Source organism: Pseudomonas sp. D5(2026) (assembly GCF_057766845.1).
Genome location: NZ_CM173421.1, coordinates 976,206 through 1,003,035, shown reverse-complemented (window position 1 = coordinate 1,003,035; position 26,830 = coordinate 976,206). Strand labels below are relative to the sequence as shown.

Annotated in this window: 32 protein-coding genes; 13 read left to right on the top strand and 19 right to left on the bottom strand. The window is 61.4% G+C overall.

What is annotated here, in order from left to right; translation table 11 throughout:
* Positions 1-10: 10 nt before the first annotated feature.
* The gene (gene yejK / locus AC3B5Q_RS04690; RefSeq protein ID WP_021781869.1) at positions 11-1,018 is read left to right on the top strand and encodes a nucleoid-associated protein YejK; all 1,008 of its coding nucleotides are present in this window, start codon (positions 11-13) and stop codon (positions 1,016-1,018) included.
* Here the strand turns inward: yejK and AC3B5Q_RS04685 are convergent.
* From AC3B5Q_RS04685 to AC3B5Q_RS04670, 4 genes are all read right to left on the bottom strand, one after another.
* Complete coding sequence (locus AC3B5Q_RS04685) at positions 966-1,307, bottom strand: GIY-YIG nuclease family protein (RefSeq protein ID WP_021781868.1); 342 nt, start codon at positions 1,305-1,307, stop codon at positions 966-968. The genes yejK and AC3B5Q_RS04685 overlap by 53 nt on opposite strands.
* Complete coding sequence (locus tag AC3B5Q_RS04680) at positions 1,300-1,776, bottom strand: nuclear transport factor 2 family protein (protein WP_028698096.1); 477 nt, start codon at positions 1,774-1,776, stop codon at positions 1,300-1,302. Before AC3B5Q_RS04680 ends, AC3B5Q_RS04685 begins: the two co-directional genes overlap by 8 nt.
* Positions 1,777-1,885: 109 nt before the next feature.
* The gene (locus AC3B5Q_RS04675; RefSeq protein WP_488392852.1) at positions 1,886-3,166 is read right to left on the bottom strand and encodes a CynX/NimT family MFS transporter; all 1,281 of its coding nucleotides are present in this window, start codon (positions 3,164-3,166) and stop codon (positions 1,886-1,888) included.
* A 13-nt stretch (positions 3,167-3,179) separates the two neighbouring features.
* Positions 3,180-3,830, bottom strand: coding sequence for a FadR/GntR family transcriptional regulator (locus AC3B5Q_RS04670; protein WP_021781865.1), 651 nt, complete (start codon positions 3,828-3,830; stop codon positions 3,180-3,182).
* Positions 3,831-3,969: 139 nt separating this feature from the next.
* On the opposite strand from AC3B5Q_RS04670, the gene AC3B5Q_RS04665 reads away from it, so the two are divergent.
* On the top strand, positions 3,970-5,154 hold the full coding sequence (locus tag AC3B5Q_RS04665; protein ID WP_488392851.1) for an alkaline phosphatase family protein: 1,185 nt from the start codon (positions 3,970-3,972) through the stop codon (positions 5,152-5,154).
* A 158-nt stretch (positions 5,155-5,312) separates the two neighbouring features.
* Here the strand turns inward: AC3B5Q_RS04665 and hisC are convergent, their stop codons facing one another.
* From hisC to AC3B5Q_RS04615, 10 genes are all read right to left on the bottom strand, one after another.
* Complete coding sequence (hisC, locus tag AC3B5Q_RS04660) at positions 5,313-6,359, bottom strand: histidinol-phosphate transaminase (RefSeq protein WP_252461570.1); 1,047 nt, start codon at positions 6,357-6,359, stop codon at positions 5,313-5,315.
* Between the two features lie 2 nt (positions 6,360-6,361).
* Positions 6,362-7,687 carry a histidinol dehydrogenase gene (gene hisD, locus AC3B5Q_RS04655; protein WP_488392850.1) on the bottom strand — a complete coding sequence of 442 codons (1,326 nt, stop codon included), beginning with the start codon at positions 7,685-7,687 and terminating at the stop codon, positions 6,362-6,364.
* 294 nt (positions 7,688-7,981) lie between these two features.
* On the bottom strand, positions 7,982-8,617 hold the full coding sequence (hisG, locus tag AC3B5Q_RS04650; RefSeq protein WP_021781861.1) for an ATP phosphoribosyltransferase: 636 nt from the start codon (positions 8,615-8,617) through the stop codon (positions 7,982-7,984).
* 91 nt (positions 8,618-8,708) lie between these two features.
* Complete coding sequence (murA, locus tag AC3B5Q_RS04645; protein WP_003255119.1) at positions 8,709-9,974, bottom strand: UDP-N-acetylglucosamine 1-carboxyvinyltransferase; 1,266 nt, start codon at positions 9,972-9,974, stop codon at positions 8,709-8,711.
* A gap of 23 nt (positions 9,975-9,997) precedes the next feature.
* The gene (locus tag AC3B5Q_RS04640) at positions 9,998-10,237 is read right to left on the bottom strand and encodes a BolA family protein (protein WP_003255121.1); all 240 of its coding nucleotides are present in this window, start codon (positions 10,235-10,237) and stop codon (positions 9,998-10,000) included.
* 117 nt (positions 10,238-10,354) lie between these two features.
* Entirely contained in the window at positions 10,355-10,657 is a 303-nt protein-coding gene (locus tag AC3B5Q_RS04635) for an STAS domain-containing protein (protein ID WP_021781860.1), read from the bottom strand.
* Positions 10,654-11,301 carry an MlaC/ttg2D family ABC transporter substrate-binding protein gene (locus AC3B5Q_RS04630; protein ID WP_021781859.1) on the bottom strand — a complete coding sequence of 216 codons (648 nt, stop codon included), beginning with the start codon at positions 11,299-11,301 and terminating at the stop codon, positions 10,654-10,656. The genes AC3B5Q_RS04635 and AC3B5Q_RS04630 overlap by 4 nt, the downstream gene beginning before the upstream one ends.
* A gap of 9 nt (positions 11,302-11,310) precedes the next feature.
* Positions 11,311-11,796, bottom strand: coding sequence for an outer membrane lipid asymmetry maintenance protein MlaD (mlaD, locus tag AC3B5Q_RS04625; RefSeq protein WP_003255124.1), 486 nt, complete (start codon positions 11,794-11,796; stop codon positions 11,311-11,313).
* Positions 11,796-12,593 carry a lipid asymmetry maintenance ABC transporter permease subunit MlaE gene (gene mlaE, locus AC3B5Q_RS04620; RefSeq protein WP_003255125.1) on the bottom strand — a complete coding sequence of 266 codons (798 nt, stop codon included), beginning with the start codon at positions 12,591-12,593 and terminating at the stop codon, positions 11,796-11,798. Before mlaE ends, mlaD begins: the two co-directional genes overlap by 1 nt.
* Positions 12,593-13,402, bottom strand: a complete 810-nt coding sequence (locus AC3B5Q_RS04615; RefSeq protein ID WP_012270662.1) for an ATP-binding cassette domain-containing protein — start codon at positions 13,400-13,402, stop codon at positions 12,593-12,595. Before AC3B5Q_RS04615 ends, mlaE begins: the two co-directional genes overlap by 1 nt.
* Before the next feature lie 247 nt (positions 13,403-13,649).
* On the opposite strand from AC3B5Q_RS04615, the gene AC3B5Q_RS04610 reads away from it, so the two are divergent.
* From AC3B5Q_RS04610 to AC3B5Q_RS04565, 10 genes are all read left to right on the top strand, one after another.
* Positions 13,650-14,624 carry a KpsF/GutQ family sugar-phosphate isomerase gene (locus AC3B5Q_RS04610; protein WP_021781858.1) on the top strand — a complete coding sequence of 325 codons (975 nt, stop codon included), beginning with the start codon at positions 13,650-13,652 and terminating at the stop codon, positions 14,622-14,624.
* Between the two features lie 11 nt (positions 14,625-14,635).
* Positions 14,636-15,160, top strand: a complete 525-nt coding sequence (locus tag AC3B5Q_RS04605) for a KdsC family phosphatase (protein ID WP_021781857.1) — start codon at positions 14,636-14,638, stop codon at positions 15,158-15,160.
* Between the two features lie 8 nt (positions 15,161-15,168).
* The gene (lptC, locus tag AC3B5Q_RS04600) at positions 15,169-15,741 is read left to right on the top strand and encodes an LPS export ABC transporter periplasmic protein LptC (RefSeq protein ID WP_021781856.1); all 573 of its coding nucleotides are present in this window, start codon (positions 15,169-15,171) and stop codon (positions 15,739-15,741) included.
* Positions 15,728-16,252 carry a lipopolysaccharide transport periplasmic protein LptA gene (gene lptA, locus AC3B5Q_RS04595; RefSeq protein WP_021781855.1) on the top strand — a complete coding sequence of 175 codons (525 nt, stop codon included), beginning with the start codon at positions 15,728-15,730 and terminating at the stop codon, positions 16,250-16,252. Before lptC ends, lptA begins: the two co-directional genes overlap by 14 nt.
* Entirely contained in the window at positions 16,253-16,978 is a 726-nt protein-coding gene (gene lptB, locus AC3B5Q_RS04590; RefSeq protein ID WP_003255132.1) for an LPS export ABC transporter ATP-binding protein, read from the top strand.
* 175 nt (positions 16,979-17,153) lie between these two features.
* Positions 17,154-18,647, top strand: coding sequence for an RNA polymerase factor sigma-54 (locus AC3B5Q_RS04585; RefSeq protein ID WP_028697418.1), 1,494 nt, complete (start codon positions 17,154-17,156; stop codon positions 18,645-18,647).
* Between the two features lie 79 nt (positions 18,648-18,726).
* A complete protein-coding gene (gene hpf / locus AC3B5Q_RS04580) occupies positions 18,727-19,035 on the top strand; it encodes a ribosome hibernation-promoting factor, HPF/YfiA family (RefSeq protein ID WP_003255135.1) in 309 nt (102 codons plus the stop codon).
* Between the two features lie 12 nt (positions 19,036-19,047).
* Positions 19,048-19,512, top strand: a complete 465-nt coding sequence (ptsN, locus tag AC3B5Q_RS04575; protein WP_003255137.1) for a PTS IIA-like nitrogen regulatory protein PtsN — start codon at positions 19,048-19,050, stop codon at positions 19,510-19,512.
* 2 nt (positions 19,513-19,514) lie between these two features.
* Positions 19,515-20,369, top strand: a complete 855-nt coding sequence (gene rapZ / locus AC3B5Q_RS04570) for an RNase adapter RapZ (protein ID WP_021781853.1) — start codon at positions 19,515-19,517, stop codon at positions 20,367-20,369.
* Positions 20,370-20,388: 19 nt separating this feature from the next.
* Complete coding sequence (locus AC3B5Q_RS04565) at positions 20,389-20,661, top strand: HPr family phosphocarrier protein (RefSeq protein WP_010952144.1); 273 nt, start codon at positions 20,389-20,391, stop codon at positions 20,659-20,661.
* A gap of 112 nt (positions 20,662-20,773) precedes the next feature.
* Here AC3B5Q_RS04565 and AC3B5Q_RS04560 read toward each other — a convergent pair whose 3' ends face one another.
* The 4 genes from AC3B5Q_RS04560 to pmbA all read right to left on the bottom strand — a co-directional run bounded on the left by AC3B5Q_RS04560 (position 20,774) and on the right by pmbA (position 24,700).
* Positions 20,774-21,385 (bottom strand): superoxide dismutase, encoded by a 612-nt coding sequence (locus AC3B5Q_RS04560; RefSeq protein WP_021781852.1) that lies wholly within the window; start codon positions 21,383-21,385, stop codon positions 20,774-20,776.
* A gap of 44 nt (positions 21,386-21,429) precedes the next feature.
* Positions 21,430-22,806: a class II fumarate hydratase gene (locus AC3B5Q_RS04555; protein WP_031321956.1), complete on the bottom strand. Its 1,377-nt coding sequence runs from the start codon at positions 22,804-22,806 to the stop codon at positions 21,430-21,432.
* Entirely contained in the window at positions 22,799-23,200 is a 402-nt protein-coding gene (locus AC3B5Q_RS04550) for a hypothetical protein (protein ID WP_021781850.1), read from the bottom strand. Before AC3B5Q_RS04550 ends, AC3B5Q_RS04555 begins: the two co-directional genes overlap by 8 nt.
* Positions 23,201-23,353: 153 nt before the next feature.
* Entirely contained in the window at positions 23,354-24,700 is a 1,347-nt protein-coding gene (pmbA, locus tag AC3B5Q_RS04545; protein WP_021781849.1) for a metalloprotease PmbA, read from the bottom strand.
* Positions 24,701-24,809: 109 nt separating this feature from the next.
* Between pmbA and yjgA the strand changes: the two genes are divergently transcribed.
* A complete protein-coding gene (gene yjgA, locus AC3B5Q_RS04540) occupies positions 24,810-25,331 on the top strand; it encodes a ribosome biogenesis factor YjgA (RefSeq protein WP_003255152.1) in 522 nt (173 codons plus the stop codon).
* 57 nt (positions 25,332-25,388) lie between these two features.
* Here the strand turns inward: yjgA and tldD are convergent, their stop codons facing one another.
* Positions 25,389-26,828 (bottom strand): metalloprotease TldD, encoded by a 1,440-nt coding sequence (tldD, locus tag AC3B5Q_RS04535; protein ID WP_021781848.1) that lies wholly within the window; start codon positions 26,826-26,828, stop codon positions 25,389-25,391.
* Positions 26,829-26,830 lie beyond the last annotated feature (2 nt).

The window sequence follows — 26,830 nt, the reverse complement described above, 5'->3', positions numbered from 1 at the left end:
CGAGAATTCCATGCCAATCCGTCATTGCATCGTTCACCTGATCGACAAAAAGCCCGATGGCAGCCCCGCCGTGCTGCATGCTCGTGACTCCGAACTGGCTGCCTCCGATGCCATCGAAAACCTGCTGGCCGACCTCAATGACAGCTACAACGCCAAGCAAGGCAAAGCCTGGGGCTTTTTCCACGGCGAATCGGGTGCCTATCCGCTGAGCGGCTGGCTGAAGCAGTACCTGGATGAAGAAAAGGATTTTACCGCCTTCAGCCGCGTGGCTGTCGAGCACCTGCAGAAGCTGATGGAAGAGTCCAACCTGTCCACCGGCGGCCACATCCTGTTTGCACACTATCAGCAAGGCATGACCGAGTACCTGGCAATCGCCCTGCTGCACCATAGCGAAGGTGTAGCTGTGAATGCCGAGCTCGACGTGACCCCTTCCCGTCACCTCGACCTTGGCCAACTGCACCTGGCAGCACGCATCAACCTGTCGGAGTGGAAGAACAACCAGAACTCCAGGCAGTACATTTCGTTCATCAAGGGCAAGAACGGCAAGAAGGTGTCGGACTACTTCCGCGACTTCATCGGCTGTCAGGAGGGTGTCGACGGCCCGGGCGAAACCCGCACCCTGCTCAAGGCCTTCAGTGATTTCGTTGAAAGTGAAGACCTGCCGGAAGAATCTGCCCGCGAGAAGACCCAGACCCTGGTCGAGTACGCCACCACCCAGACCAAGCTGGGCGAGCCGGTGACACTGGAAGAGCTGTCCAGCCTGATCGACGAGGACCGCCCCAAAGCGTTCTACGACCACATCCGCAACAAGGACTACGGCCTTTCGCCGGAAATCCCGGCGGACAAACGCACCCTCAACCAGTTCCGCCGTTTCACCGGGCGTGCCGAGGGGCTGTCGATCAGCTTCGAGGCACATCTGCTGGGGGACAAGGTGGAATATGACGAAGCGGCGGGGACCTTGATCATCAAGGGGCTGCCGACAACCTTGGTGGATCAGCTGAAGCGCCGCAAGGACTGATTTCCCCCAAGCCGCCAAAGGAGGCAACCAATGCCTCCTTCGCCGACTTGCGCAGCCGTTTCACCAACCGCTCCTGGCGCAGCGCCGCGCTCTTGTCCGGCCACTGCTCCACATACACCAGCGCCTGGGCCGGGCTGGTCTTGAAATAGCGGGCGCCCTGCCCTTTCTGATGCGCGGCAAACCGACGCTGCGGATCATCGCTGATGCCGCAATACAACGAGCCATTGGCTGCCCTTACCAGATAGACGAACCAGGGCTTTCCAACGGCAGGTTCGACAACCTCACTCACCCTGGGCCTGCTGGAATGCGCGCAACCCCTTGAATGCCTGCAGGCGGACCTTGTTCTGCATCAGCGGCGACCACCCCAGCAGCATGCCAGGAACACCCAGCGCTTGCCGCGACCAGCGCCACAGGTCAAAGGTGTCGTCATGCTGGCAAATCAGCCCATCACGAATGACAAAGCGTGCCTGGATATCGTTGACCACAATACGCCCGGTCTGGCTGAACAGGTAGGTAGCCACCCAATGCGCGCTGCCACTGTGCTCATCTGCGCGTATGCTGTCGAATGTCAGGGTGAAGTTCTTGGCGCGGGTGGTGAGCATCCGCCACATATCGCCGGCGTCCTTGCCGCGCAGGGTGCCGAACACCGGGTCGCTGAAAACGATATCGTTGCTGTAGCAGGCCAGCATGGCGTCGGCATCCAGGCGCTGGAAAGCCTGGTAGAAACGGGTGATCAGGGCGCGGTTGGCATCGCTCATGGGGGGGCTGGTCCGTCCTAGGTTCGAAAGCTGCACGATAATCTGCCCCGATGGCTAATGCCAGTACCGTCCTCTTGGCGGGTAAGAAGACGGTACTGCAAAACAGGCCTCAGACTTTCTCGCTGGTCACCTGCACATGCAGCGCCCGCCCGGCCCCCAGACCGAACACGATGGCGCCGACGCCCAGCACCGCAAAAATCCAGCCCAGGGCCGCCCAGCCGCCAGTCAGGTCATGCACCAGGCCCACCGCAAATGGCCCCATTGAGGCGAGGGTATAACCCACCCCCTGGGCCATGCTCGACAAGTTCGCCGCCACATGGGCATCCTTCGAGCGCAGCACGATCAAGGTCAGCGCCAGGGCAAAGGTACCGCCCTGCCCCAGGCCCAGCACAATGGCCCACCCCAACAACCCGGAAAGTGGCGCATACAGGCAACCGAACAGCCCCGCCAGCGTACCCGACATGACTACCACGATCGCCAGCCGCTGGTCCTTGCCGCGGGTGGCCAACCAAGGGGCGCTGAGCGAGCTGATCAACTGCACGATTACCGACCCTGACAGCACCAGCCCTGCCTCGGTTGGGCTGAGGCCGCGACCGATCAGGATCGATGGCAACCAGCCGAACACGATGTAAGCCAGTGATGACTGCAGGCCCATGTACAGGGTCACCTGCCAGGCCAGTGGGTCACGCCACAGGCCTCGCACGCGATAGGCTACCTTGTGCAGGCCATGCCCCTGACGGGCCTGTGGCAGCCACACCAGCATGGCCAGCAAGGCCGGCAGCACCCAGAAGCCCAACCCTAGTGCCCAGCTGCCGTCGAAATGCTGGGCCAAAGGAACGGTGGCACCCGCGGCCATGGCAGCGCCCAGGCATAATGCCATGGTGTATACGCCGGTCAGTGTGCCAGCGTGCTGCGGAAAGTCGCGCTTGACGATACCCGGCAACAACACGCCGATAATGCCGATGCTGGCCCCCGCCATCAGGCTGCCGAGGAACACCCCGACAGCCCCAAAGGCGCTTCGTACCACGAGGCCAAGTGCCAAGGTGACGAGGATGCCAAGAATCACCCGCTCGCTGCCAAAGCGCCGCGCCAGCACCGGCGCCAAGGGAGCAAACAGGCCCAGGCAGAGCACCGGCAAGGTGGTCAGCAAGCCAGCCTGCGAAGCACTCAGGCCCAGGCCTTCAGATACTTGGCCCAGTACCGGCGCCATGCTCGACAATGCCGGGCGCAGGTTCAAAGCCACCAGCACCAGGCCCAGCAGCAACAGCCAGGGCCGCCGCAACACCACAGCCTGCTGCTGGACCTGCTCGTCGTCAGCTTCAGCGTCGATCAGCAGCTCATCGAGATCCCGCTCGTTCGAGGGGGTATTACGGGTGATGGATTCAGCCATGGCCTTCTCGGTGTCAGGATTCAATGAGGGTACGGCTCAGGCACTTGGCCCGTTCAGCGTCACGTCGCTCGATGGCCTCGAGGATCTGCCCATGCAAGTCGAACGTGGCCTGGCAGCGCGGAACGGTCGCCAGACTGTGTTGCAGCGCGGCAGCCACGACACCGGAAAAGTAACGGTACAACTCGCTTAATGCCGGGTTGTGGGCGGCATCGACCAGCCGCTGGTGGAACACCAGATCGCAAGCCACATAGGCATCGACATCGCCGTGAAAGTGCCCGGCACTGCCTTCAAGGGCATCCCGTAGCGCTTGCAGGTCAGCATCGGTACGGCGCAGAGCCGCCAGGCCGATGGCCTCCACCTCAAGGATATGGCGTGTTTCCCGGGCCTGCTCGGGCGTACATCGGGACATCGCGCGCACCGCCTGCAGCGGGTCCTGGGCAGTGCGCAGGTAGCTGCCGTCGCCCTGGCGAATTTCCACCAGGCCACTGAACGCCAGCACGCGCATGGCCTCACGCACGGTGTTGCGGCTAATGCCCAATTGCAAGGCAAGCTCTGGCTCGGTAGGCAGGCGCTGGCCGACCTGCCAATCGCCCTGCACGATGCATTCGCGCATGCGCTCTACGGCCAACTCCACCAGGGAGCGCTTGCTCAGCTCTGTATTCATGCCACTCAACCAATCATCCGATGAATTTACGCAGCTTACTGGATTGCGGGCAAAAACGTAAACAACCTGATATTTCTGCCAGTTGTGGGCATGACACTTTGTTGCAACCCTCGTTGCGTGCTTTCAAGGATGTGCCTACATGCGACTGGCGAGTTTGCTGTTATTTCTGTTCCTGACCCTGCAGCCAGGCTGTGACACGGCCCGGCACCAGAGCCGCCCTAAAACCTTGCTCATCGGCCTTGACGGCGTGCAATTGCAGCAATACCTGCAACTGGGCGATGCGACCAACCTGAAGCAGCGCCTGTATTACGGCAAGGCCTACACAGGGGGCATCAGTGGTAAAACCAGCGAGCAACCCACCTTGAGCGGCCCTGGCTGGATCACTTTGCTGACCGGCGTGTGGAGCAACAAGCATGGCGTTGAATCGGACGATGACTCGCAACGGGTAAACCCGGCGTTTCCTAGCCTGTTCAAGCGGCTACGCCTGGCATACCCCAATGCCTACCTCTCCAGCATCGTCAACTGGTCACCCATCAACACGGCATTTCTGCTGGAGGACGCCCATGACGCCGATGTACGCGAGAGTGGTTTGTCGGATGAACAGGTGATAGCACGTACGTTGCAGATCCTTGGCGACACACCCGCTGATTTCACGTTCATTCAACTGGATGAACCTGACCAAATCGGCCATCACACCGGTTATGGTGAGCGCTATGCACAGGCGTTGCGCAAGGCAGACAGCGAGATCGGACGGCTATTGGACAAGGTAGACCAGCGGCGTCGCATGTTCCCGCAGGAAGATTGGCTGGTGCTCGTCAGTACCAACCATGGCCGGGACTATTGGGGGAAAGGCCATGGCGGCGCTTCGGAGCAGGAAAAGAGCATCTTCATCGCCAGCAACAAACCGTTGAATCAGGAACTGACCGAGCTGAGCATTCCTGTGGAAATGCCTGGGCCCGGAAACCTGTACGGGCTACCCGCGCAGACCTCGGTAGCGCCCACGGTGCTGCGCCACATGGGCCTCAAGCTGCAGCCGGAATGGCTATTGGATGGCACGCCTTTACTGGGTGATACCGGCGTACGCAAGGCGCGGGCCGACGAGAACAAAGGATGGCTACGCTGGAACAGCAATGCCAATGGCTATCTGACCATTTTCAAGAATGGGCATGTAGTTGCCCAGGTGGCGGCCAGAGACGAGCAATGGACCGACCCTGAGGGCATGGACGAGCAGAACGATTATGTACTGGTGCTTGATGGTACACCGACGGCAGTGCGCAACAGGCCGGCAGCCAAGCCGTTTGTGATCGAAGACCGCCGCTATTAAGCCCTTGAGAAGCAACAGTTTTGTCGTTCCTCAAGGGCTGGCGCGATCCCCGTAGGAGCGGGTTCACCCGCGAAAGGGCCGGGCCTGCTGGCCAGTTTCCACCCGCCGTTCACCGTTGCCGCCGCTACCGTATTCGCGGGTAAACCCGCTCCTACACGTCAGCTCAACGCATCCAGCAGTGCCTGGTTCATTTCCGGCGTACCGATGGTGATCCGCAGGAACTGGGCAATACGCGGCTGCTTGAAGTGGCGCACGATCACGCCCTGCTCGCGCAAGCGTGCCGCCAGCTCGCCGGCATCCTGCTGCGGGTGACGGGCGAAGATGAAGTTGGCAGCCGACGGCAGTACCTCGAAGCCCTTGGCCTGCAGTTGCCCGACCAGCTCCTCGCGGCTGTCTATCACCTTGCGGCAGGTTTCCTCGAAGTACTCTCGATCTTCGAACGCCACCGCCGCACCGACGATAGCTGCACGGTCCAGCGGATAGGAGTTGAAGCTGTTCTTGATCCGCTCCAGCGCCTCGATCAGGTCCGGGTGCCCCACTGCCAGGCCAACTCGCAGACCCGCCAACGAGCGCGACTTCGACAGCGTCTGGGTAACCAGCAGGTTATCGTAGCGGTCCACCAGGCTGATCGCCGTTTCACCACCGAAATCGATGTAGGCCTCATCCACCACCACCACCGAATCACGGTTGGCCTGCAGCAACTGCTCCACCACCTGCAACGGCATCAGGCAACCGGTCGGCGCGTTGGGGTTGGGGAAGATGATGCCCGCGTTGGGCTTTTTGTAGTCCTCGATGCGGATCTGGAACTGCTCATCCAGCGCCACCTGTTCGAAGGCAATGCCGTAAAGGCCGCAGTAGACCGGGTAGAAGCTGTAGCTGATGTCCGGGAACAGCAGGGGCGCATCGTGCTGGAACAGGCCGTGGAAGATGTGCGCCAGCACCTCGTCCGAGCCGTTGCCGACAAACACTTGCGCCGGGGTCACGCCGTAGTACTCGGCCACCGCTTGCTTGAGACGGTCACCGTTCGGGTCGGGGTACAGGCGCAGGTTATCGTTAAGTTCGCCGCGCATGGCCTCCAGCGCCTTGGGCGACGGGCCATAGGGGTTTTCGTTGGTGTTCAGCTTGACCAGGCGCGCCAGCTTGGGTTGCTCGCCCGGCACATAAGGCACCAGGTCCTTGACGAAGGGGCTCCAGAATCGACTCATGCTCAGTTCCCCTTGTCTTGGGTCAGGATACGGTATTCGGCACTACGGGCGTGGGCAGTGAGCGACTCGCCTCGGGCAAGGACCGAGGCAGTGTGACCCAGCTCGGACGCGCCCTGCTCGGAGCAGAAGATGATCGACGAACGCTTCTGGAAGTCATACACCCCCAGCGGCGACGAAAAACGCGCGGTACCTGAAGTGGGCAGCACGTGGTTAGGGCCAGCGCAGTAATCGCCCAGCGCTTCGCTGGTGTGGCGGCCCATGAAGATCGCGCCAGCGTGGCGAATGTGTGGCAGCCAGGCTTGCGGGTCGGCCACCGACAGCTCCAGGTGCTCCGGTGCGATGCGGTTGGCCACTTCCATGGCCTGCTGCATATCTCGCACCTGGATCAGCGCACCACGGCCGTTGATCGACTTTTCGATGATATCGACACGTTCCATGGTTGGCATCAGCTTGTCGATGCTGGCAGCCACGCGATCGAGGAAGGCGGCATCCGGGCTGACCAGAATAGCCTGGGCGTCTTCGTCGTGCTCGGCCTGGGAGAACAGGTCCATGGCGATCCAGTCCGGGTCTGTCTGGCCGTCGCATACCACGAGAATTTCCGAGGGGCCGGCGATCATGTCGATGCCTACCTGGCCGAACACGTGGCGTTTGGCGGTGGCAACGTAGATGTTGCCCGGGCCGACGATCTTGTCCACCTGCGGCACGCTTTCAGTGCCGTAGGCCAGCGCAGCCACGGCCTGGGCACCACCGACGGTGAACACCCGGTCGACACCGGCGATGCAGGCAGCCGCCAGCACCAGCTCGTTGACCTCACCCCGCGGGGTCGGTACCACCATCACCACTTCAGCCACGCCGGCAACCTTGGCCGGGATGGCGTTCATCAGCACCGACGACGGATACGACGCCTTGCCGCCCGGCACATACAGGCCAGCACGGTCCAGCGGGGTGACCTTCTGGCCGAGCACGGTGCCGTCGGCCTCGGTGTACTGCCAGGAATCCTGCTTCTGCCGCTCGTGATAGATGCGCACACGGTTGGCGGCCTTTTCCAGGGCTTCGCGCTGGACCGGAGTGATACGGGTCAGCGCCAGTTCCAGGCGCGCGCGATTGAGGATCAGGTCGTCAATCGACTTGGCGTCAACACCATCGAAGCGCTGGGTGAATTCCACCAGCGCCGCATCACCGCGTTCACGCACGGCCTTGATGATGTCGAGCACGCGCTGATTGACCGCGTCATCGGACACACTTTCCCAGCTCAGCAGATGATCCAGATGTCGGGCGAAATCCGGATCAGCAGCGTTGAGACGGGCAATTGCAGTGGACACGGTCATGGCGAGGGCCTCGTAATATTAGCGAATGCTCAGGCGCCCTAGGGGATTGTGCGAAAAGCGCCTGCGCGACGATCATGCTACGTTAAAAACAGGCTCGGAATGCTCATTTGCAACCAGCAAAGTCGGGCGCGACCCCGGCCGTTCCTCGCCTGTTTTCGTTCTTGCATGATCGCCGCTCGGCGACTTTTCGCACAATCCCAAGCTACCAGTCCATACGCGCGGGCACCCGAGAAAAATGGCTATGACGCGGATAGACGGGCGCGACAGCGAAGGCCGCGCGCAGCAGGTAGAGCGTTAGCCGCGGTGTCGCGATTCGACCGCTCCGCGCAGCGTCTCGATCAGGCTCTGGATGCGGGCGTGCTGCATTTTCATGGAGGCTTTGTTGACCACCAGGCGCGAGCTGATCGTGGCGATCAGTTCCTGGGGTTCCAGGCCGTTGGCACGCAGGGTGTTACCGGTGTCGACCACGTCGATGATCTTGTCGGCAAGGTTGATCAGCGGTGCCAGCTCCATCGAGCCATACAGCTTGATGATGTCGACCTGGCGACCTTGCTCGGCGTAGTAACGCTTGGCTACGTTGACGAACTTGGTGGCCACGCGCAGGCGCCCCTTGGGCTCGGCTGCGCCGACTACGCCCGCGGTCATCAGCTTGCATTGGGCAATCTGCAGGTCCAGGGGCTCATACAGGCCCTGGCCGCCGTACTCCATCAACACGTCCTTGCCGGCCACACCCAGGTCGGCAGCACCATGCTCGACGTAGGTCGGCACGTCGGTGGCACGCACGATCAGCAGACGCACGTCGTCCTGCGTGGTGGGGATGATCAGCTTGCGGCTCTTGTCCGGGTTTTCGGTCGGCACGATGCCGGCCTCGGCCAGCAACGGCAAGGTATCGTCGAGAATACGGCCTTTGGAAAGCGCGATGGTCAACATTGGAACGTCGGTCCTTAAGCGGCTGCTGCCGGCCAGGTCATCGACCTGGCCGCATTCAATTCAAAAGGTGCGTCCTTGCACCCGCGGGGCATTAGCCCGGTACGCGGCGGATTTTCGCGCCGAGCATCTGCAGTTTTTCCTCGATGCACTCGTAACCACGGTCGATGTGGTAGATGCGATCGATCAGGGTATCGCCTTCGGCAACCAGCGCCGACAGCACCAGGCTGGCGGAAGCACGCAGGTCGGTGGCCATGACCGGGGCACCCTTCAGCGCCTTGACGCCAGTGACGATGGCGGTGTTGCCTTCGACCTGGATCTGAGCGCCCATGCGGTGCATTTCGTAAACGTGCATGAAGCGGTTTTCGAAGATGGTCTCGATCACCGCGCCAGTGCCTTCGGCAATGGCATTCAGCGAGATGAACTGCGCCTGCATGTCGGTCGGGAACGCCGGGTACGGGGCGGTACGCAGGTTGACGGCTTTCGGCCGCTTGCCATGCATGTCCAGTTCGATCCAGTCTTCGCCGGTATTGATGTCGGCACCCGCTTCCTTGAGTTTTTCCAGTACGGCCTCAAGGATGGTGGGGTCGGTGTCCTTGACCTTGACGCGGCCACCGGTCACGGCAGCGGCGACCAGGTAGGTACCGGTCTCGATGCGGTCCGGCATCACGCGGTAGTTAGCCGAATCCAGTCGTTCGACACCATCGATGGTGATGGTATCGGTACCTGCGCCCTGAATGTTCCCGCCCATGGCGTTGATGAAGTTGGCCAGGTCGACCACTTCAGGCTCACGCGCGGCGTTCTGCAACACGCTGCGGCCCTTGGCCAAGGCAGCGGCCATCATGATGTTCTCGGTACCGGTCACGCTGACGGTGTCGAAGAAGAAGTGCGCGCCACGCAGGCCGCCTTCAGGCGCCTTGGCCTTGATGTAGCCGCCTTCCACTTCGATCTTCGCCCCCATGGCCTCAAGGCCACGGATGTGCAGATCGACCGGGCGCGAGCCAATGGCGCAACCGCCAGGCAAAGCCACTTCGGCTTCGCCGAAACGGGCAACCATCGGGCCCAGCACCAGGATCGAAGCGCGCATGGTCTTGACCAGCTCATACGGCGCGACCAAGGTCTTGATGGTGCGTGGATCGATTTCCACCGACAGCTTTTCGTCGATTACAGGCTCGATGCCCATACGCCCGAACAGCTCGATCATGGTGGTGATGTCGTGCAGGTGCGGCAGGTTGCCCACGGTGACCGGGCCATCGGCCAGCAGGGTCGCTGCCAGAATCGGCAGGGCTGCGTTTTTCGCGCCCGAAATGCGGATCTCGCCGTCAAGGCGAGCGCCGCCAGTAATAATCAGTTTGTCCATTGGAGTCTCGCCGCCAAGTTGGCTCAGGTGCGCTCAGCCCAGGCTGCGCTGCTGAAAAATTTCATGGTTACCGCATGGATGCTGCCATTGGCGATCCACGGATTCAGGTGAGCATAGATCGCCTGCTGGCGTTTGACCGGACTCAGGCCAGCCAACTCGTCGCTGATCACGTTCAACTGGAAGTTGCAGCCTTCGCCTTCAACTTCGACCCGGGAACCCGGCAATTTCTCTTCAAGGAAGCTCTTAACTTCTACGGCCTGCATGCTCAACCTCAATCGGCGCCCGATGCGCACGGGTCGGCCATCATACAAAAAAGCCCCTCGCCTGCGAAGCCCAACGAAGGCTTCGCTGACCGAGGGGCCATCATCCGTGCCTGGCCACTAGCTTGCCAGCACTTCATCGAGATCATAGACCTCGGCAATTTCCCGCATGTCGTCGGGCATGCTACGCACCTCGCACGCCTTGCCGGTGGCCTGAGCATCACGAATGTACGCAAGCAACAGCGACAGGCCGACACTCGACGACTTCTCGACAGCCGAGCAATCAAGCACCAGTCGCGGCTCCCGCGAGCCATCGATCAGCACCTTGCCCTGCTTGCGCAAGGCCGGGCCGCTGCGGTAATCCAGCACGCCAGCCAGACGCAGCACGCCCGGCTCGGCCATGCTTACAGCAGCCTCGCTCATTTGACGCTCTTCTCTGGCGAGTTGTCAGCAGTCTGCTTGGCCTTGGCCACTTCGCCGGCCCAGCCGTCGATGGTCTTGTCCAGGTCGTTGCCGTTGCGCTGCATGGCATCGGCGAACTGGTCACGGAACAGCTTGCCGATGTTGATGCCGTTGACGATCACGTTACGCACCTTCCACTCGCCACCAATGTTCTCCAGGGTGTACTGCACGGGGTACACGGCACCGTTGTTGCCGGTGACCTTCATGCCGACGCTGGCGCGCTTGCCGTCATCGGCCTTGGCCGGGTCGACGGTGATGCCCTGGTTGTTGTACTCAAGCAAGGCATTGCCATAGAACTGCATCAGGCTGCGCTTGAAGTTCTCCTGGAAGCGCTGCATCTGCTCCGGGGTCGCCTTGCGCGAGTACTTCACGGTCATGATGCTGCGCGAGATACCGTCAGCATCCACCACCGGGCCAAGAATGCGGTTGAGCGAGTCATAGAAGGCGTTGGGGTTGGACTTGTACTGCTCCTTGTTGGCCTTGAGGTCGCCGAGCAGTTCATTGGTGGTGCCCTGAACCACTTCGTGCGGTGTCTGCGCAGCCAGGGCCAGCAGGGGGAAGGCCGCCAGTAGCACTAGCAGGCCACGTCGCAGGATCGAAATCATGGATACTCCTTAATTAGCCGGTTGCGCTTCTTTCGGTTCCTTGCCAACAGAGTTGAGCAGGAACTTGCCAATCAGATCCTCCAGCACCAGTGCCGACTGAGTGTCATGGATGGTTGAACCATCCTTGAGGACATCGTCTTCACCGCCCACGCTGATGCCGATGTACTTCTCACCAAGCAAACCGGCGGTCAGGATCGAGGCAGTGGAGTCGGTCGGCAGGTTATCGACCGACTTGTCCAGCTGCAACGTCACCCGACCGGTGTAGGAATCACGGTCCAGATCGATGGCGGTGACCTTGCCGATGGTCACACCAGCCATGGTCACTTTAGCTCTGACCGTCAAACCGGCGATATTGTCGAAGTACGCATAAACTTTATAGGTATCAGTGGTCGGGCTGGCCGACAGCCCGCTGACACGCAGGGCCAGCAGCAGCAGCGCCAGGATCCCGGCCAGGAGGAACAGGCCGACACCGATTTCCAGGGTGCGGTTTTGCATCAGAAATCTCCAAACATCAAGGCGGTCAGAATAAAGTCCAGACCCAGCACTGCCAACGAGGCATAGACCACGGTCTTGGTGGTTGCACGACTGATCCCTTCTGAAGTGGGCTCACAGTCGTACCCCTGGAATACGGCGATCCAGGTCGAGACGAAAGCAAATACCAGGCTCTTGACCAGCCCGTTGAGCACGTCGTCAGTGAACGAAACACTGTTCTGCATGTTGGCCCAGAACGAACCCTCGTAGACGCCCAGCCAGTCCACCGCCACCCACGAGCCACCCCAGATACCGACCACGCTGAAGATCAGCGCCAGCAGCGGCAGCGAGATGAAACCTGCCCACAGGCGTGGAGCAACGATGTACTTGAGCGGATCGACACCGATCATTTCCAGGCTCGACAACTGCTCGGTGGACTTCATGTTGCCGATTTCGGCGGTCAGCGCGGATCCGGCACGACCGGCAAACAGCAACGCCGTTACCACCGGGCCAAGTTCACGCAGCAGGGTCAGGGCGACCATTTGCCCTACCGCCTGCTCCGAGCCGTACTTGGTCAGAATGCTGTAACCCTGCAGCGCCAGCACCATGCCGATGAACACCCCGGACACGACGACGATCGCCAGTGACAGCACGCCCACCGAGTACAACTGCTTGGTCAGCAGCTGGAAGCCGCCACCAATGCCGCCGCGACCGACCAGCGCATGGAACAGGAACAGGCACGAACGCCCGAGCACGGCCAGCACGTCGATTGCCGACCGGCCCAGCAGGCGGACACGTTCGAGTAAGGATTTTCTGCGCATCAACGCGCCCCCAGCAGGTCGGCGCGGTAATCAGGCGCGGGAAAGTGGAAGGGAACCGGGCCATCCGGGTCGCCTTTCATGAATTGGCGGATCCGTGGATTGTCCGAGCCCATCAGCTCATCAGGCGTCCCCTGGCCCAGCACCTGGCCGTCACCTACCACGTAGATGTAATCGGCGATGCTGGCGGTTTCTGCCAGGTCATGGGAAACCACGATGCTGGTGATGCCCAGGGCATCGTTGAGCAGGCGAATCAGGCGCACCAGTACCCCCATGGCGATCGGGTCCTGGCCGACGAACGGTTCGTCGTACATGAGGATCTGCGGGTCCAGGGCAATCGCCCGGGCCAGCGCCACGCGGCGCTTCATGCCACCGGACAGCTCATCGGGCATCAGGTCGATGGCACCGCGCAGCCCCACGGCCTGCAGCTTCATCAGCACGATGTCACGGATCATTTCGTCCGACAGCTGAGTATGCACGCGCAGCGGGAACGCGACGTTCTCGAACACATCGAGGTCGGTGAACAACGCGCCGCTCTGGAACAGCACGCCCATCTGCTTGCGGGCGTCGAACAGGTCGCTGCGCGACAGCGTCGGCAGGTTCTGGCCGGCCACCCATACTTCACCGCTGGAGGGACGCAGTTGCGCCCCCATCAGGCGGAGCAACGTGGTCTTGCCGCAACCCGATGGTCCCATGATGCCGGTGACCTTGCCGCGCGGGATGCGGATGTCGACGTTGCTGAAAATGCTGCGCGAACCACGTTTGAAGGTTACACCCTTCAACTCGACCGCGTAGGCGCTATCCACACTCATCTAGACTCCTTGCTAATGCAGCCTCGTCCTAGTGGACGCCGGCCTCCATCTGGAAGGCACACACATCCCGGCAGGCCGAATAGCGGCGAACTATAGCACCGCTGACAGCGCCGCCCCAAGGCCGGGCAAGCAGTCGTTCAGCACCGGGACAGGCTTTGGTGGTATTCGCTACAGCAATCGAGGAGGTGAGGGTTTTCATCATTGCGCGTATAATCGTCGCCTTTTCCTCAGGCATTGCTTTTTCGACATGAGCCAATCCAGCGAGCTGATCCAATCCGCCCAACGCACCCTGCGCCTGGAACTCGAGGCCGTAGAGGCCCTTTTGGCGCGCATCGACGACAATTTCGTCAAAGCCTGCGAACTGATTCTGACCAGCAAGGGCCGGGTCGTCGTGGTCGGCATGGGCAAGTCCGGGCACATCGGCAACAAGATCGCCGCCACCTTGGCCAGCACCGGTACGCCAGCGTTTTTCGTCCACCCGGCCGAGGCCAGCCATGGCGACATGGGCATGATCACGCGCGATGATGTCATCCTTGCCTTGTCCAATTCCGGCAGCACAGCCGAAATCGTCACCCTGCTGCCATTGATCAAACGCCTGGGCATCAAGCTGGTCAGCCTGACCGGCAACCCGGACTCGCCCCTGGCCCAGGCCGCCGAGGTCAACCTCGACGCCCGCGTCGAGCAAGAGGCCTGCCCGCTGAACCTCGCCCCTACCTCCTCTACCACGGCATCGCTGGTGCTGGGTGACTGCCTGGCCATCGCCCTGCTCGAGGCCCGCGGCTTCACCGCTGAAGACTTTGCCTTCTCGCACCCGGGTGGTGCACTGGGCCGCCGCCTTTTGCTCAAGGTCGAGAACGTGATGCACAGCGGCAACGAGTTGCCCCAGGTTGCCCGCGGCACCCTGCTCAAAGAGGCACTGCTCGAAATGTCCCGTAAGGGCCTGGGCATGACCGTGATCGTCGAAGCCGACGGCACGCTGGCCGGGGTATTCACAGACGGCGACCTGCGCCGCAGCCTGGACCGCAACATCGACATACACACCACTCTGATCGACCAGGTGATGACCGTGCACGGAAAAACGGCCCGCGCCGAAATGCTCGCTGCCGAAGCCCTGAAGATCATGGAAGACCACAAGATCGGCGCGCTGGTGGTGGTAGACCGCGAGGGCCGCCCGACCGGCGCCCTGAACATGCACGACCTGCTGCGCGCCGGTGTAATGTAAGGAGCGATGGAATGAATCAGGACCTCATGCAACGGGGCAAAGCCGTCAAGCTGGCAGTGTTCGATGTGGATGGCGTGCTCACCGACGGGCGCCTGTACTTCCTCGAAGACGGCAGTGAGTTCAAGACCTTCAACACCCTCGACGGCCAGGGCATCAAGATGCTCATGGCCTCGGGCGTGACCACCGCGATCATCAGCGGGCGCAAAACCCCTGTAGTCGAGCGCCGGGCGAAGAACCTCGGCATCCCGCACCTGTACCAGGGCCGCGAGGACAAAGTGGTCGTGCTTGACGGCCTGCTTGCGGAGCTGGGCCTGAGCTATGATCAAGTAGCCTACCTGGGCGATGACCTGCCCGACCTGCCGGTCATTCGCCGGGTGGCATTGGGCATGGCCGTGGCCAACGCCGCACCGTTTGTTCGCCAGCACGCCCACGGCGTGACCCAGGCACGCGGTGGCGAAGGCGCAGCCCGTGAATTCTGCGAACTGATTATGCAGGCCCAGGGCACCCTGGACGCTGCCAACGCCAATTACCTGTAAGGCTGCCCATGTTCAGCAAGAAAGCCCGCACTATTGCGCTGCTAGCAGTGATTACCGCCCTGCTGGCGGCGGTCGGCTACTGGAATGTCAGCCCGGAAAGCTTCCTCGACAAGCCGGTGGCCAAGGTAGACGAAAGCGCCATCGACTACTATGCGATCAACGCCCACAGTGTGCAGTTCCTGCCTGACGGCAAGCTGCAGTACGAAATGACCGCCGACAAGGTCGAGCATCTCAAGGCCAGCGAAATCACGTTGCTGACTACGCCGGATCTGCACATGTACCGCGGCACCGAATACCCGTGGCACGTGCAGAGCACCCGTGCCGAGGTCAATCCGGACGGCACCGAGGTCGAACTGATCGACAACGTACGGATTGCGCGCACCGACGAAAAGCAGCGTGAAACCATCATTACCAGTTCACGCATGACCGTGTTCCCGCAGAAGCAATATGCGCAGACCGAGCAAGCCGTTAGAATCGACGGCGCCGGTGGCACAACTACGGGCAAAGGAATGAAAGCGTATTTGAAAGAAAGCAGGATGGACCTGCTCTCTAACGTAAGAGGACAGTATGAGGCTCGTTAAAACTCTCCCCCTTTTGCTCAGCCTGAGCGCAGCACTGGGAAGCGCGAGCGCCTTCGCACTGCCGAATGACCGTGATCAGCCGATCCGCATCCAGGCCGACCAGGCTCACCTGGATGACAAGCAAGGCGTGGCCACCTATACCGGTGACGTGATCATCACCCAAGGTTCGATGATGATCAAAGGCAACACCGTGACCATCACCCGCTCCGCCTCCGGCGACATCGATGTGGTGACCTCGGTGGGCAACCTGGCCTACTTCGAGCAGCAGCAGAGCGCAGCCAAGCCGGACAAGATGAAAGGCTGGGGCGTGACCATCCAGTACCAGGCGCAGAAGGACCTGGTAATTCTCACCGACCGCGCCAAGGTCGAGAACGAAGGCAACACCACCGAAGGCGAAAAGATCGTCTACAACACCCAGACCCAGGTGGCGACCGCCGGTCGCGGTAGCAACGTGACAACACCACGTCAGCGTATCGACATGGTGATCCAGCCCAAGAAGAAGGCCGAGTAAATGGCAACCCTCAAAGCCCAGCACCTGGCAAAGAGCTACAAGGGGCGGCAGGTAGTACGTGATGTCAGCCTGTCGATCGACAGCGGCCAGATCGTCGGCCTGCTCGGCCCCAACGGCGCCGGCAAGACCACTTGCTTCTACATGATTGTCGGGCTGGTCCAGGCCGAACAGGGCCGAGTACTGATCGACAACCTCGATGTGAGCCACCAGCCCATGCACGGCCGCGCCCGCGCCGGCATCGGCTACCTGCCGCAGGAGGCCTCGATCTTCCGCAAGCTGTCGGTAGCCGACAACATCATGGCCATCCTCGAGACCCGCAAGGATCTCGACCGGGACGGCCGCCGCAAAGAGCTGGAAAGCCTGCTGCAGGAGTTCCACATCAGCCACATCCGCGACAACCTCGGCATGAGCCTGTCCGGTGGCGAACGCCGCCGCGTCGAGATTGCCCGCGCCCTGGCGACAGCGCCCAAGTTCATCCTGCTGGACGAACCGTTCGCCGGTGTCGACCCGATTTCGGTTGGCGACATCAAGCAGATCATCCACCACCTCAAGGCCAAGGGTATCGGTGTACTGATTACCGACCACAACGTGCGTGAAACGCTGGATATCTGCGAAACCGCTTACATCGTCAACGATGGCCGACTGATCGCTGAAGGCGACGCAGAAACCATCCTGGCAAACGATCTGGTCAAAGAAGTTTACCTGGGCCATGAGTTCCGCCTCTGACCCGGCAAGCGCCTGAAGTACTGGCTAACAGCCGTGAGACTGCGGGTAAAGTTGTTACGGTACTCTAGGCAAACGCTACAATTTAAGGCATAAAACTTGCTTGATCTGGCGCTCCGGCGCCCTCGTGTAGTGGATGGCGCATGCGCGCCGGCGAACAAGGTATTAAGCCCCTGCCATGAAACCATCGCTCGTCCTAAAAATGGGCCAGCAACTGACGATGACTCCTCAGTTGCAACAGGCCATCCGCCTGCTCCAGCTCTCAACCCTGGACCTCCAACAGGAAATCCAGGAAGCGCTGGAGTCGAACCCGATGCTCGAACGTCAGGAAGACGGCGAAGACTTCGACAACAGCGACCCGATGGCCGACAACGCCGAGAACAAGCCGGCCGCCGAAGTTCAGGACAACAGCTTCCAGGAAAGCGCCGTCAGCGCCGACAACCTGGAAGACGGTGAGTGGAGCGAGCGCATCCCCAACGAGCTCCCGGTCGATACCGCCTGGGAAGACATCTACCAGACCAGCGCCAGCAGCCTGCCGAGCAACGATGACGACGAGTGGGACTTCACCACACGCACATCGGCCGGCGAGAGCCTGCAAAGCCACCTGCTGTGGCAGTTGAACCTGGCGCCGATGTCCGACACCGACCGCTTGATTGCCGTCACCCTGATCGACAGCATCAACGGGCAGGGCTACCTGGAAGACACCCTCGAAGAAATCTGCGCCGGTTTCGACCCGGAGCTGGATATCGAGCTGGACGAGGTCGAAGCAGTACTGCACCGCATCCAGCAGTTCGAGCCGGCTGGCGTCGGTGCTCGCAACCTCGGCGAATGCCTGTTGCTGCAACTGCGCCAACTGCCCGCTACAACCCCGTGGATGACCGAAGCCAAGCGTCTGGTCACCGATTTCATCGACCTGCTCGGCAGCCGTGACTACAGCCAGCTGATGCGGCGGATGAAAATCAAGGAAGACGAGCTGCGCCAGGTCATCGAACTGGTGCAAAGCCTTAACCCGCGCCCTGGTTCGCAGATCGAGTCCAGCGAGCCCGAGTACGTGGTGCCCGACGTCATCGTGCGCAAGGACAGCGACCGTTGGCTGGTAGAGCTGAACCAGGAAGCCATCCCACGCCTGCGCGTCAACCCGCAGTACGCCGGCTTCGTGCGACGTGCCGACACCAGCGCCGACAACACCTTCATGCGCAACCAGCTACAGGAAGCGCGCTGGTTCATCAAGAGCCTGCAAAGCCGTAACGAAACCCTGATGAAGGTGGCCACGCAGATCGTCGAGCACCAGCGCGGCTTCCTCGACCACGGCGACGAAGCGATGAAGCCGTTGGTACTGCATGACATTGCCGAAGCAGTAGGCATGCACGAATCGACCATCTCGCGGGTTACCACGCAGAAATACATGCACACCCCGCGCGGTATCTACGAACTGAAATACTTTTTCTCCAGCCATGTCAGCACCTCCGAAGGCGGAGAATGCTCGTCCACGGCGATCCGCGCGATCATCAAGAAACTGGTTGCGGCGGAAAATCAGAAAAAGCCATTGAGTGACAGCAAGATCGCTGGTTTACTGGAGGCACAAGGCATCCAGGTAGCCCGTCGCACCGTCGCCAAGTACCGCGAGTCCCTCGGCATCGCACCGTCGAGCGAACGCAAGCGACTGATGTAGCCCCTGAGATGAGCCACAGCGTTTTCGTGGCAGGTGCAAGACCTGCCTCTTTATGCACGGGCAACAAAGGAGAAGCTGTATGCAAGTCAATATCAGTGGACAGCATGTAGAAGTCACCCAGCCACTGCGCGATTACGTGCTTGAAAAGCTCGCCCGCGTGGAGAGTCACTTCGACAAGATCACCAACGTGCAGGTAATCATGAAAGTCGAGAAGCTTCAGCAGAAGGTCGAGGCGACCCTGCAGATTCCCGGCGGCGAAGTGGTAGCCAACGCCGAACACGAAGACATGTATGCAGCGATCGATGCCTTGGCCGACAAGCTCGACCGCCAACTGAAAAAACACAAGGAAAAACAGCAAAGCCTGCTGCAAGGTGCAGCTGCCCGCTGATCCCCCTCATCCATGATCCGACTTGAAACCATCCTGACCCCCGGCCGTTCCCTCGTGAACGTGCCGGGCGGCAGCAAGAAGCGCGCCCTGGAAAAGGTCGCCACTGTCATCGCCGACCAAGTGCCAGAACTGGAGATGCAGGACGTCTTCGAAAAACTGGTAGCCCGGGAAAAGCTCGGCTCTACCGGATTCGGCAATGGCATCGCCATCCCGCACTGCCGCCTTGAAGGATGCTCAGCTCCAGTCAGCGCTCTGCTGCACCTGGAAGCCCCTATTGATTACGACGCCATCGATGGCGCGCCAGTGGACCTGCTGTTTGTGCTGCTGGTGCCCGAAGCGGCCACCGATGCCCATCTTGAGCTATTGCGTCAGATCGCCAGCATGCTCGATCGCAAGGAGGTTCGTGATCGGCTGCGCGCGGCCACCAGCAATGAGGCTCTGTTCCAGGTTGTCCTGGACGTACAGAACGAGCACTGAACATGCGCCTGATCATCGTCAGCGGCCGGTCCGGCTCCGGCAAGAGCACCGCCCTCGATGTCCTGGAAGACAGCGGTTTTTATTGCATCGACAATCTGCCCGCTGGGCTGCTGCCGCAGTTGGCGGAAAATGCACTGATCAACACCGATTTGCTGCAGCCCAAGGTGGCGGTGTCAATCGATGCGCGCAACCTGCCCAGCCACCTGATACGCTTCCCTGAACTGCTTGAAGAAGCCCGCGCCCGGCACATCCAGTGCGACGTGTTGTACCTGGATGCCGATGAAGAGGTCCTTCTCAAACGTTTCTCGGAAACCCGCCGGCGACACCCTCTGACCAACGCCAACCGCTCGCTCGCGGAAGCGATTCGCGTGGAAAGCGAGTTGTTGGGACCCATTGCCGACCTGGCCGACCTGAAGATCGACACCACCAACCTGAACCTGTACCAGTTGCGTGACTCGATCAAGCTGCGCCTGCTCAACCAGCCCGAGCCTGGCACAGCGTTTCTGGTCGAGTCGTTCGGTTTCAAGCGGGGAATGCCGGTTGACGCCGACCTGGTTTTTGACGTGCGCTGCCTGCCCAACCCCTACTGGAAGCCAGAACTGCGTGAGCACTCGGGCCTCGATCAACCCGTGATCGACTACCTGGCTGCACAAGCGGATGTCGAAGACATGTACAACGACATCTCCAGCTACCTGCTCAAATGGTTGCCCCGCTTCGCTGCCAGCAACCGCGCCTACGTAACCATCGCCATCGGCTGCACTGGCGGCCATCACCGTTCGGTGTACATCACCGAGCGCCTTGGTCGACAGCTGCAGCAAACCCTGAAAAACGTCCAGGTCCGCCATCGCGACCTCTAGCCCAAGGATCCGCCCCACGATGCCCGCCCGCGAAATCACCATCATCAACAAGCTGGGTCTGCATGCCCGGGCGGCAGCCAAGTTCGTCGGGGTGGCCGGCCGCTTCCCCTGCCAGGTACGGGTTGGCCGCGCCCCGGACAAGCTGGTGGATGGCAAGAGCATCATGGCGGTGATGATGCTGGCAGCAGGCAAAGGCACCCAGGTGCACCTGCATACCGAGGGCGAGCAGGACAGCGACGCCATGGACGCACTGGTCGAGCTGATCAACAACTTCTTTGACGAAGGCGAATAGACCTCGCACACCTGCGCTTGCACAATGTCAGGACATCGCGGCATCCATCACCATCATCAGACAGAAGCCTGTACACAGCCTAAAGCTCGCCAAGAGCGCATACCGGTCCGACTCACTTCAGGGCTTCGAGGTAGCGACGCTCGACTTCCACCCAGTCAATGACGTTGTAGAAGGCACCGATGTATTCCGGGCGACGATTCTGGTACTTGAGGTAGTACGCGTGTTCCCACACGTCCAGGCCCAGGATCGGCACATTGCCGTGCATCAGCGGGCTGTCCTGGTTGCCGCTGCTCTCCACCACCAACATTTTTTGCGGCGTTACGCTGAGCCAGGCCCAACCGCTGCCGAAGCGGGTCAACGCGGCTTTGGTGAAAGCCTCCTTGAAAGCCTCGAAACCGCCAAGTTGGGCAGTGACAGCTTGCGCCAGCAGACCCACGGGCTCGCCACCGCCCTGAGGTGACATGACAGTCCAGAACAGGCCGTGGTTGGCGTGCCCGCCGCCGTGGTTGGTCACAGCGCCACGCAGGTCTTCCGGCAGTTGCTTGACGGCAGCGATCAGTTTTTCCACCGGCCATTCGGCCCACTTGGTACCTTCAACGGCGGCATTGAGCCCGTTGACATAAGTCTGGTGATGCTTGGTGTGGTGGATTTCCATTGTCTGGGCATCAATGTGTGGCTCCAGCGCGTCGTAGGCGTATGGCAATGCAGGCAAGGTATGGTGCATGTCAGTGAATTCCGTAGGCATGGGTTCTGGGCGGTGACGCAGTGTCAGATACCCCCGGCGGTGAGCTTTTCCGGGTCCAGCAGCGCTTCAAGCTGATCGCGGGACAGATCGGTGTGCTCCAGCGCCACATCAATGATTGGGCGCCCCTGCTTGTAGGCGGTCTTGGCGATTTCGGCGGCCTTGAGGTAACCGATGATCGGATTCAACGCAGTGACCAGGATCGGGTTGCGCGCGAGGGCTTCCTTGAGTTTGTCTTCGTTGACCTTGAAGCTGGCGATGGCTTTGTCGGCCAGCAAGCGGCTGACATTGGCCATCAGCTCGATGCTTTCCAGCAGGTTGCGAGCGATCACCGGCAGCATCACGTTCAGCTCGAAGTTACCGGCCTGGCCCGCGACGGCGATGGTCGCGTCGTTGCCAATCACTTGGGCGGCGACCATGGCAGTGGCCTCCGGGATCACCGGGTTGACCTTGCCTGGCATGATCGAAGAGCCCGGCTGCAGAGCTTGCAGCTCGATTTCGCCCAAACCGGCCAGCGGGCCGGAGTTCATCCAGCGCAGATCGTTGGCGATCTTCATCAGCGCCACGGCGGTGGTCTTGAGCTGGCCAGACAAAGCCACGGCCGTGTCCTGCGAGCCGATCAGGGCGAACAGGTTCTGGCCGGGCGTGAACTCGATCTTGGTCAGGCCACTGAGCTGGCGAGCGAAACCGACAGCGAACTGCGGATGGGCATTGATGCCGGTACCCACGGCGGTTCCGCCCTGGGCCAGCGCCTGCAAGTGCGGCAGCATCGCTTCGATGTGCGCCTTGGCAGCATTGATCTGCGCAGCCCAGCCATCCAGCACTTGGCTCATGCGCACCGGCATCGCGTCCATCAGGTGAGTACGACCGGTCTTCACGTACTGATGTACTTGTGCCGACTTGACCTCGATCACCTGCACCAAGTGCGTCAGGGCTGGCAGCAACTGCTCGTGCAGGGCCAGCGCAGCGCTGACGTGGATGGTGGTCGGGATGATGTCATTGCTGCTCTGGCCACAGTTGACGTGGTCATTGGCATTGACCGCCTCACCCAGTACATGGGAAGCCAGGGTGGCGATAACCTCGTTGGCGTTCATGTTCGAACTGGTGCCAGAGCCGGTCTGGAACACATCGACAGGGAAGTGCTGGATGAAATCCTCGGCCAGCAGTCGCTCAACCGCCTTGACGATAGCCTGACCCTGCCCGGCAGAAAGTTGCGCCAGTTCGACGTTGGCCTTGGCCGCAGCGGCCTTGGCCAGCAACAAGGCACGAATGAACTGTGCCGGCATACGCTGGCCGCTGATCGGGAAGTTGTCGACCGCGCGCTGGGTCTGGGCGCCGTAAAGGGCCTGAACCGGCACCTGCAGCTCACCCATGCTGTCACGCTCGATACGGGTATCACTCATCATCAAATCCTTGCATCAGTTCATCGGGAGAAATCGAAGGCAGCAGGCGGCAATTGGCCAACTGCAAGGCGTAGGGCTGCCAGCGCTGGTTCTGTTCCTGACGGTCGAGGTTGCGCAGGTCCAACAGAGGACGCCATGCCTGATCCAGGCACAGGCAACGCCAATGCCAAGGCAGCATGCGATCACAGGCGGTATCCAGCAGCAGGCGAAACGCTGTCAGCGCCACCGTCCAAGACGAGGTTTCGGTGCAGCACACCAGATAGCGGCCTTCGGCCAGGTAATGCTCGATCAGGCGCGGCTCGTCGGGCTCGAGCGCACAGCGAATACGCCGGCTGAGCCAGCGCCAGTTTTCCAGGTAGGGCAGTTCGCGGAGGACGGGTTTCATGAACATCATCGCCGAGTTAACGGATAATGATATTTATTATTAAATGACAACCATAATCATTACAAGAGGGGATGATGAAACAAAAAACCCGGCGCAAGGGCCGGGTCTTAGGATTTGCAGAAAAAGTTTAGAGCCTGTAGCAGCCCGTTCGCGGGCTAACGATCAGCTACCAGCAACGGTCATGCGCTCAATCAGCACCGAGCCCGTATGGATATTGCTGCGGGTTTCAAGATCGCTGCCAATCGCGACAATCTGCTGGAACATGTCTTTCATGTTTCCGGCGATGGTGACTTCCTGCACGGCATGCTGGATCTCGCCATTTTCGACCCAGAACCCCGCCGCACCACGGGAATAGTCCCCCGTCACCATGTTCAAGCCATGCCCCATCAGCTCGGTCACCAGCAGCCCGCGGCCCATGCGGCGAATCAGCGCGGCCTGATCTTCGATACCGTGGCTGACGAACAGGTTGTGCACGCCACCGGAATTGGCCGTACTTGGCAAACCCAGCTTGCGCCCGGAATAGGTACCCAGCAAGTACGACACCAGCTCGCCTTTGTCGACAAACGGTTTGGCATAGGTGGCCAGGCCATCACCGTCGAACGCGGCGCTGCCCAACGCACGCGGAATATGCGGACGCTCGTCCAGGGTCAGCCAGGAAGGGAACAGACGCTGACCAATGGTACCCTCCAGGAACGACGACTTGCGGTAGAGGTTGCCGCCGGAAATGGCCGACAGGAAGCTACCGAACAGACCACCGGCCAATTCGGCCGAGAACAGCACCGGTACCTCGCAAGTCGGCACCGGCCGGGCGCCAAGGCGGCTGGCAGCACGCTGGGCAGCGCGCACGCCGATGCTGCGCGGGTCGGCCAGCAGGTTGCCCTGGCGGTTCACGTCGTACCAGTAGTCACGCTGCATCTGCCCGTCGCCTTCGGCAATCATCACGCAGCTCAGGCTGTGGCGGGTCGAGGCGTAGCCACCGATGAACCCATGGCTGTTGCCATACACGCGGCAGCCCTGGTGGGTATTGAGGGTGGTGCCATCGGCGTTGAGGATGCGCGGGTCGGCGTCGAACGCCGCCGCCTCGCAGGCCAGGGCCATTTCAATGGCCTTCTCGGGCTCGATATCCCAGTCGTGGTACAGGTCCAGATCAGGGATTTCACGCGCCATCAGCGCCGCGTCGGCCAAGCCCGAGCATTCATCCTCGGAGGTATGCCTGGCAATTGCCAGCGCTGCGGCGACGGTCTCGCGAATCGCCTCCGCGCCACTGGCAGAGGTGCTGGCCGAACCTTTACGCTGGCCGACATAGAGGGTGATACCAAAGCCCTGGTCGCGGTTGAACTCGACCGTTTCGACCTCACGCTGGCGCACGGTGGTGGACAGCCCCTGCTCCAGCGACACCGCCACTTCGCAGGCACTGGCCCCCTGACGACGCGCCTCGGCGATGATCGCCTCGACCTGTTCCTGCAATGCTGGCAAGTCTTTCGGACCTACGCTCTGGACTGCACTCATGGTTCTCTCCACTCAAATTCTGCGTACGGCTTGGGGTCATTCTACGACCGGGCCGGACAAGCGGCCCCCGACTGGTTATCATGGCGGCGATTTCTAGCGGACTGCCACCATGGTTGATTCAAACGACGACGCCTTCGACGGCGAAAAAAGCAAAACCCAGATCAAGCGCGAACTCCATGCGCTGGTCGAACTCGGCGAGCGGCTTACCACGCTCAAGGCCGATACCTTGGCGCGCCTGCCATTGACCGACGAGCTGCGCAAGGCACTGGCCGAAGCCAGCAAGCACACCGCTCATGGCGCCCGTAAACGCCACATGTCGTTCGTCGGCAAGCTCATGCGCGTGCAAGACCTCGATGCCATCCACGCCCTGCTCGAGCAGATGGACAGCTCGACTCGCCAGTACAACGAACGCTTCCACAGTTTGGAGCGCTGGCGTGACCGGTTGATCGACGGTAACGACGAAGACCTCGAGCGCTTCGTCAACGAGTACCCCGACACCGACCGCCAGCAGTTGCGCTCGCTGGTGCGCCATGCCCAGCACGAGAAGGCGCGGAACAAACCGCCTGCCGCCGCGCGCAAGGTGTTCAAGTACATTCGCGACCTCGACGAGTTGCAGCGCGGGCTACGCTGACAGGCTGGGCCGCTGTGGGAGTGGGCATCGCCACTCCCACAACGGTTCCCGAAACCATCAAGCCCCGGTACCGCCCACGGTAATCGCATCCAGTTTCAAGGTAGGTTGGCCCACCCCGACCGGCACCGACTGCCCGTCCTTGCCGCACGTCCCTACCCCGCTGTCCAGTGCCAGGTCGTTACCGACCATCGAAACCCGGCTCATCGCCTCCGGACCATTGCCGATCAGGGTTGCGCCCTTCACCGGCGCGGTAATCTTGCCGTCTTCGATCAGGTAGGCCTCACTCGTGGAGAACACGAACTTGCCGCTGGTGATATCCACCTGCCCACCACCGAGGTTGGCGCAGTAGATACCCTTCTTCACCGACGCGATGATCTCCTGCGGGTCGCTTTCGCCGGCACGCATGTAGGTGTTGGTCATGCGTGGCATCGGCAGGTGCGCGTAGGATTCACGACGGCCGTTACCGGTCACAGCCATGCCCATCAGGCGCGCGTTCAGCTTGTCCTGCATGTAACCCTTGAGCACGCCATTCTCGATCAGCGTGGTGCATTCGGTCGGGGTGCCTTCGTCATCCACGCTCAGAGAACCGCGGCGGCCTTCGAGGGTGCCATCGTCGACGATGGTGCACAGGCTCGACGCCACCTTCTCGCCAATCCGGCCGCTGAACGCCGAACTGCCCTTGCGGTTGAAGTCACCTTCCAGGCCGTGGCCGACCGCTTCATGCAGCAGCACGCCCGACCAGCCCGAGCCCAGCACCACCGGCAAGGTACCGGCCGGTGCCGGTATCGCTTCCAGGTTGACCAGGGCCTGGCGCAACGCCTCGCGGGCATACCCCATGACCCGCTCTTCGGTGAAGAAACGGTAGTCGGTACGGCCGCCACCGCCCTGTCCGCCACGTTCGCGACGGCCATTCTGCTCGACGATGACGCTGACATTGAAGCGCACCAGCGGGCGTACGTCGGCAGCCAGGCTGCCATCGGCCGCAGCAATCAGGATGCGTTCCCAGACCCCGGCCATGCTCACGCTGACTTGCTGAATGCGCGGGTCCAGAGCACGGGTGGCGGCATCGACACGCTTAAGCAGCTCGACCTTTTCGGCACGGCTGAGCACGTCCAACGGGTTGTCCGCGGTATACAGGGCGGCCACCTCCTGACTGCGGAAAGCTTGCACCCTGCCGTTTTGCCCGGCACGGGAAATCGAACGGGCGGCACGGGCTGCCGAGGTCAGCGCTTCAAGGTTGATCGCGTTGCTGTAGGCGAAGCCGGTTTTTTCGCCGGACTGGGCACGCACGCCCACGCCCTGGTCGAGGTTGAAGCTGCCCTCTTTGACGATGCCGTCTTCCAGCGCCCAGGTTTCCGAGATCTGGCCCTGGAAATACAGGTCGGCGGCGTCGATGCCGGGGCCAGCCAACTCACCCAGCACGCTCTGCAGGCTGTCCAGGGTCAAGCCGCCTGGGGCCAGGAGCTGCTCACTGACGGTGGATAACATCTGGCTCATAG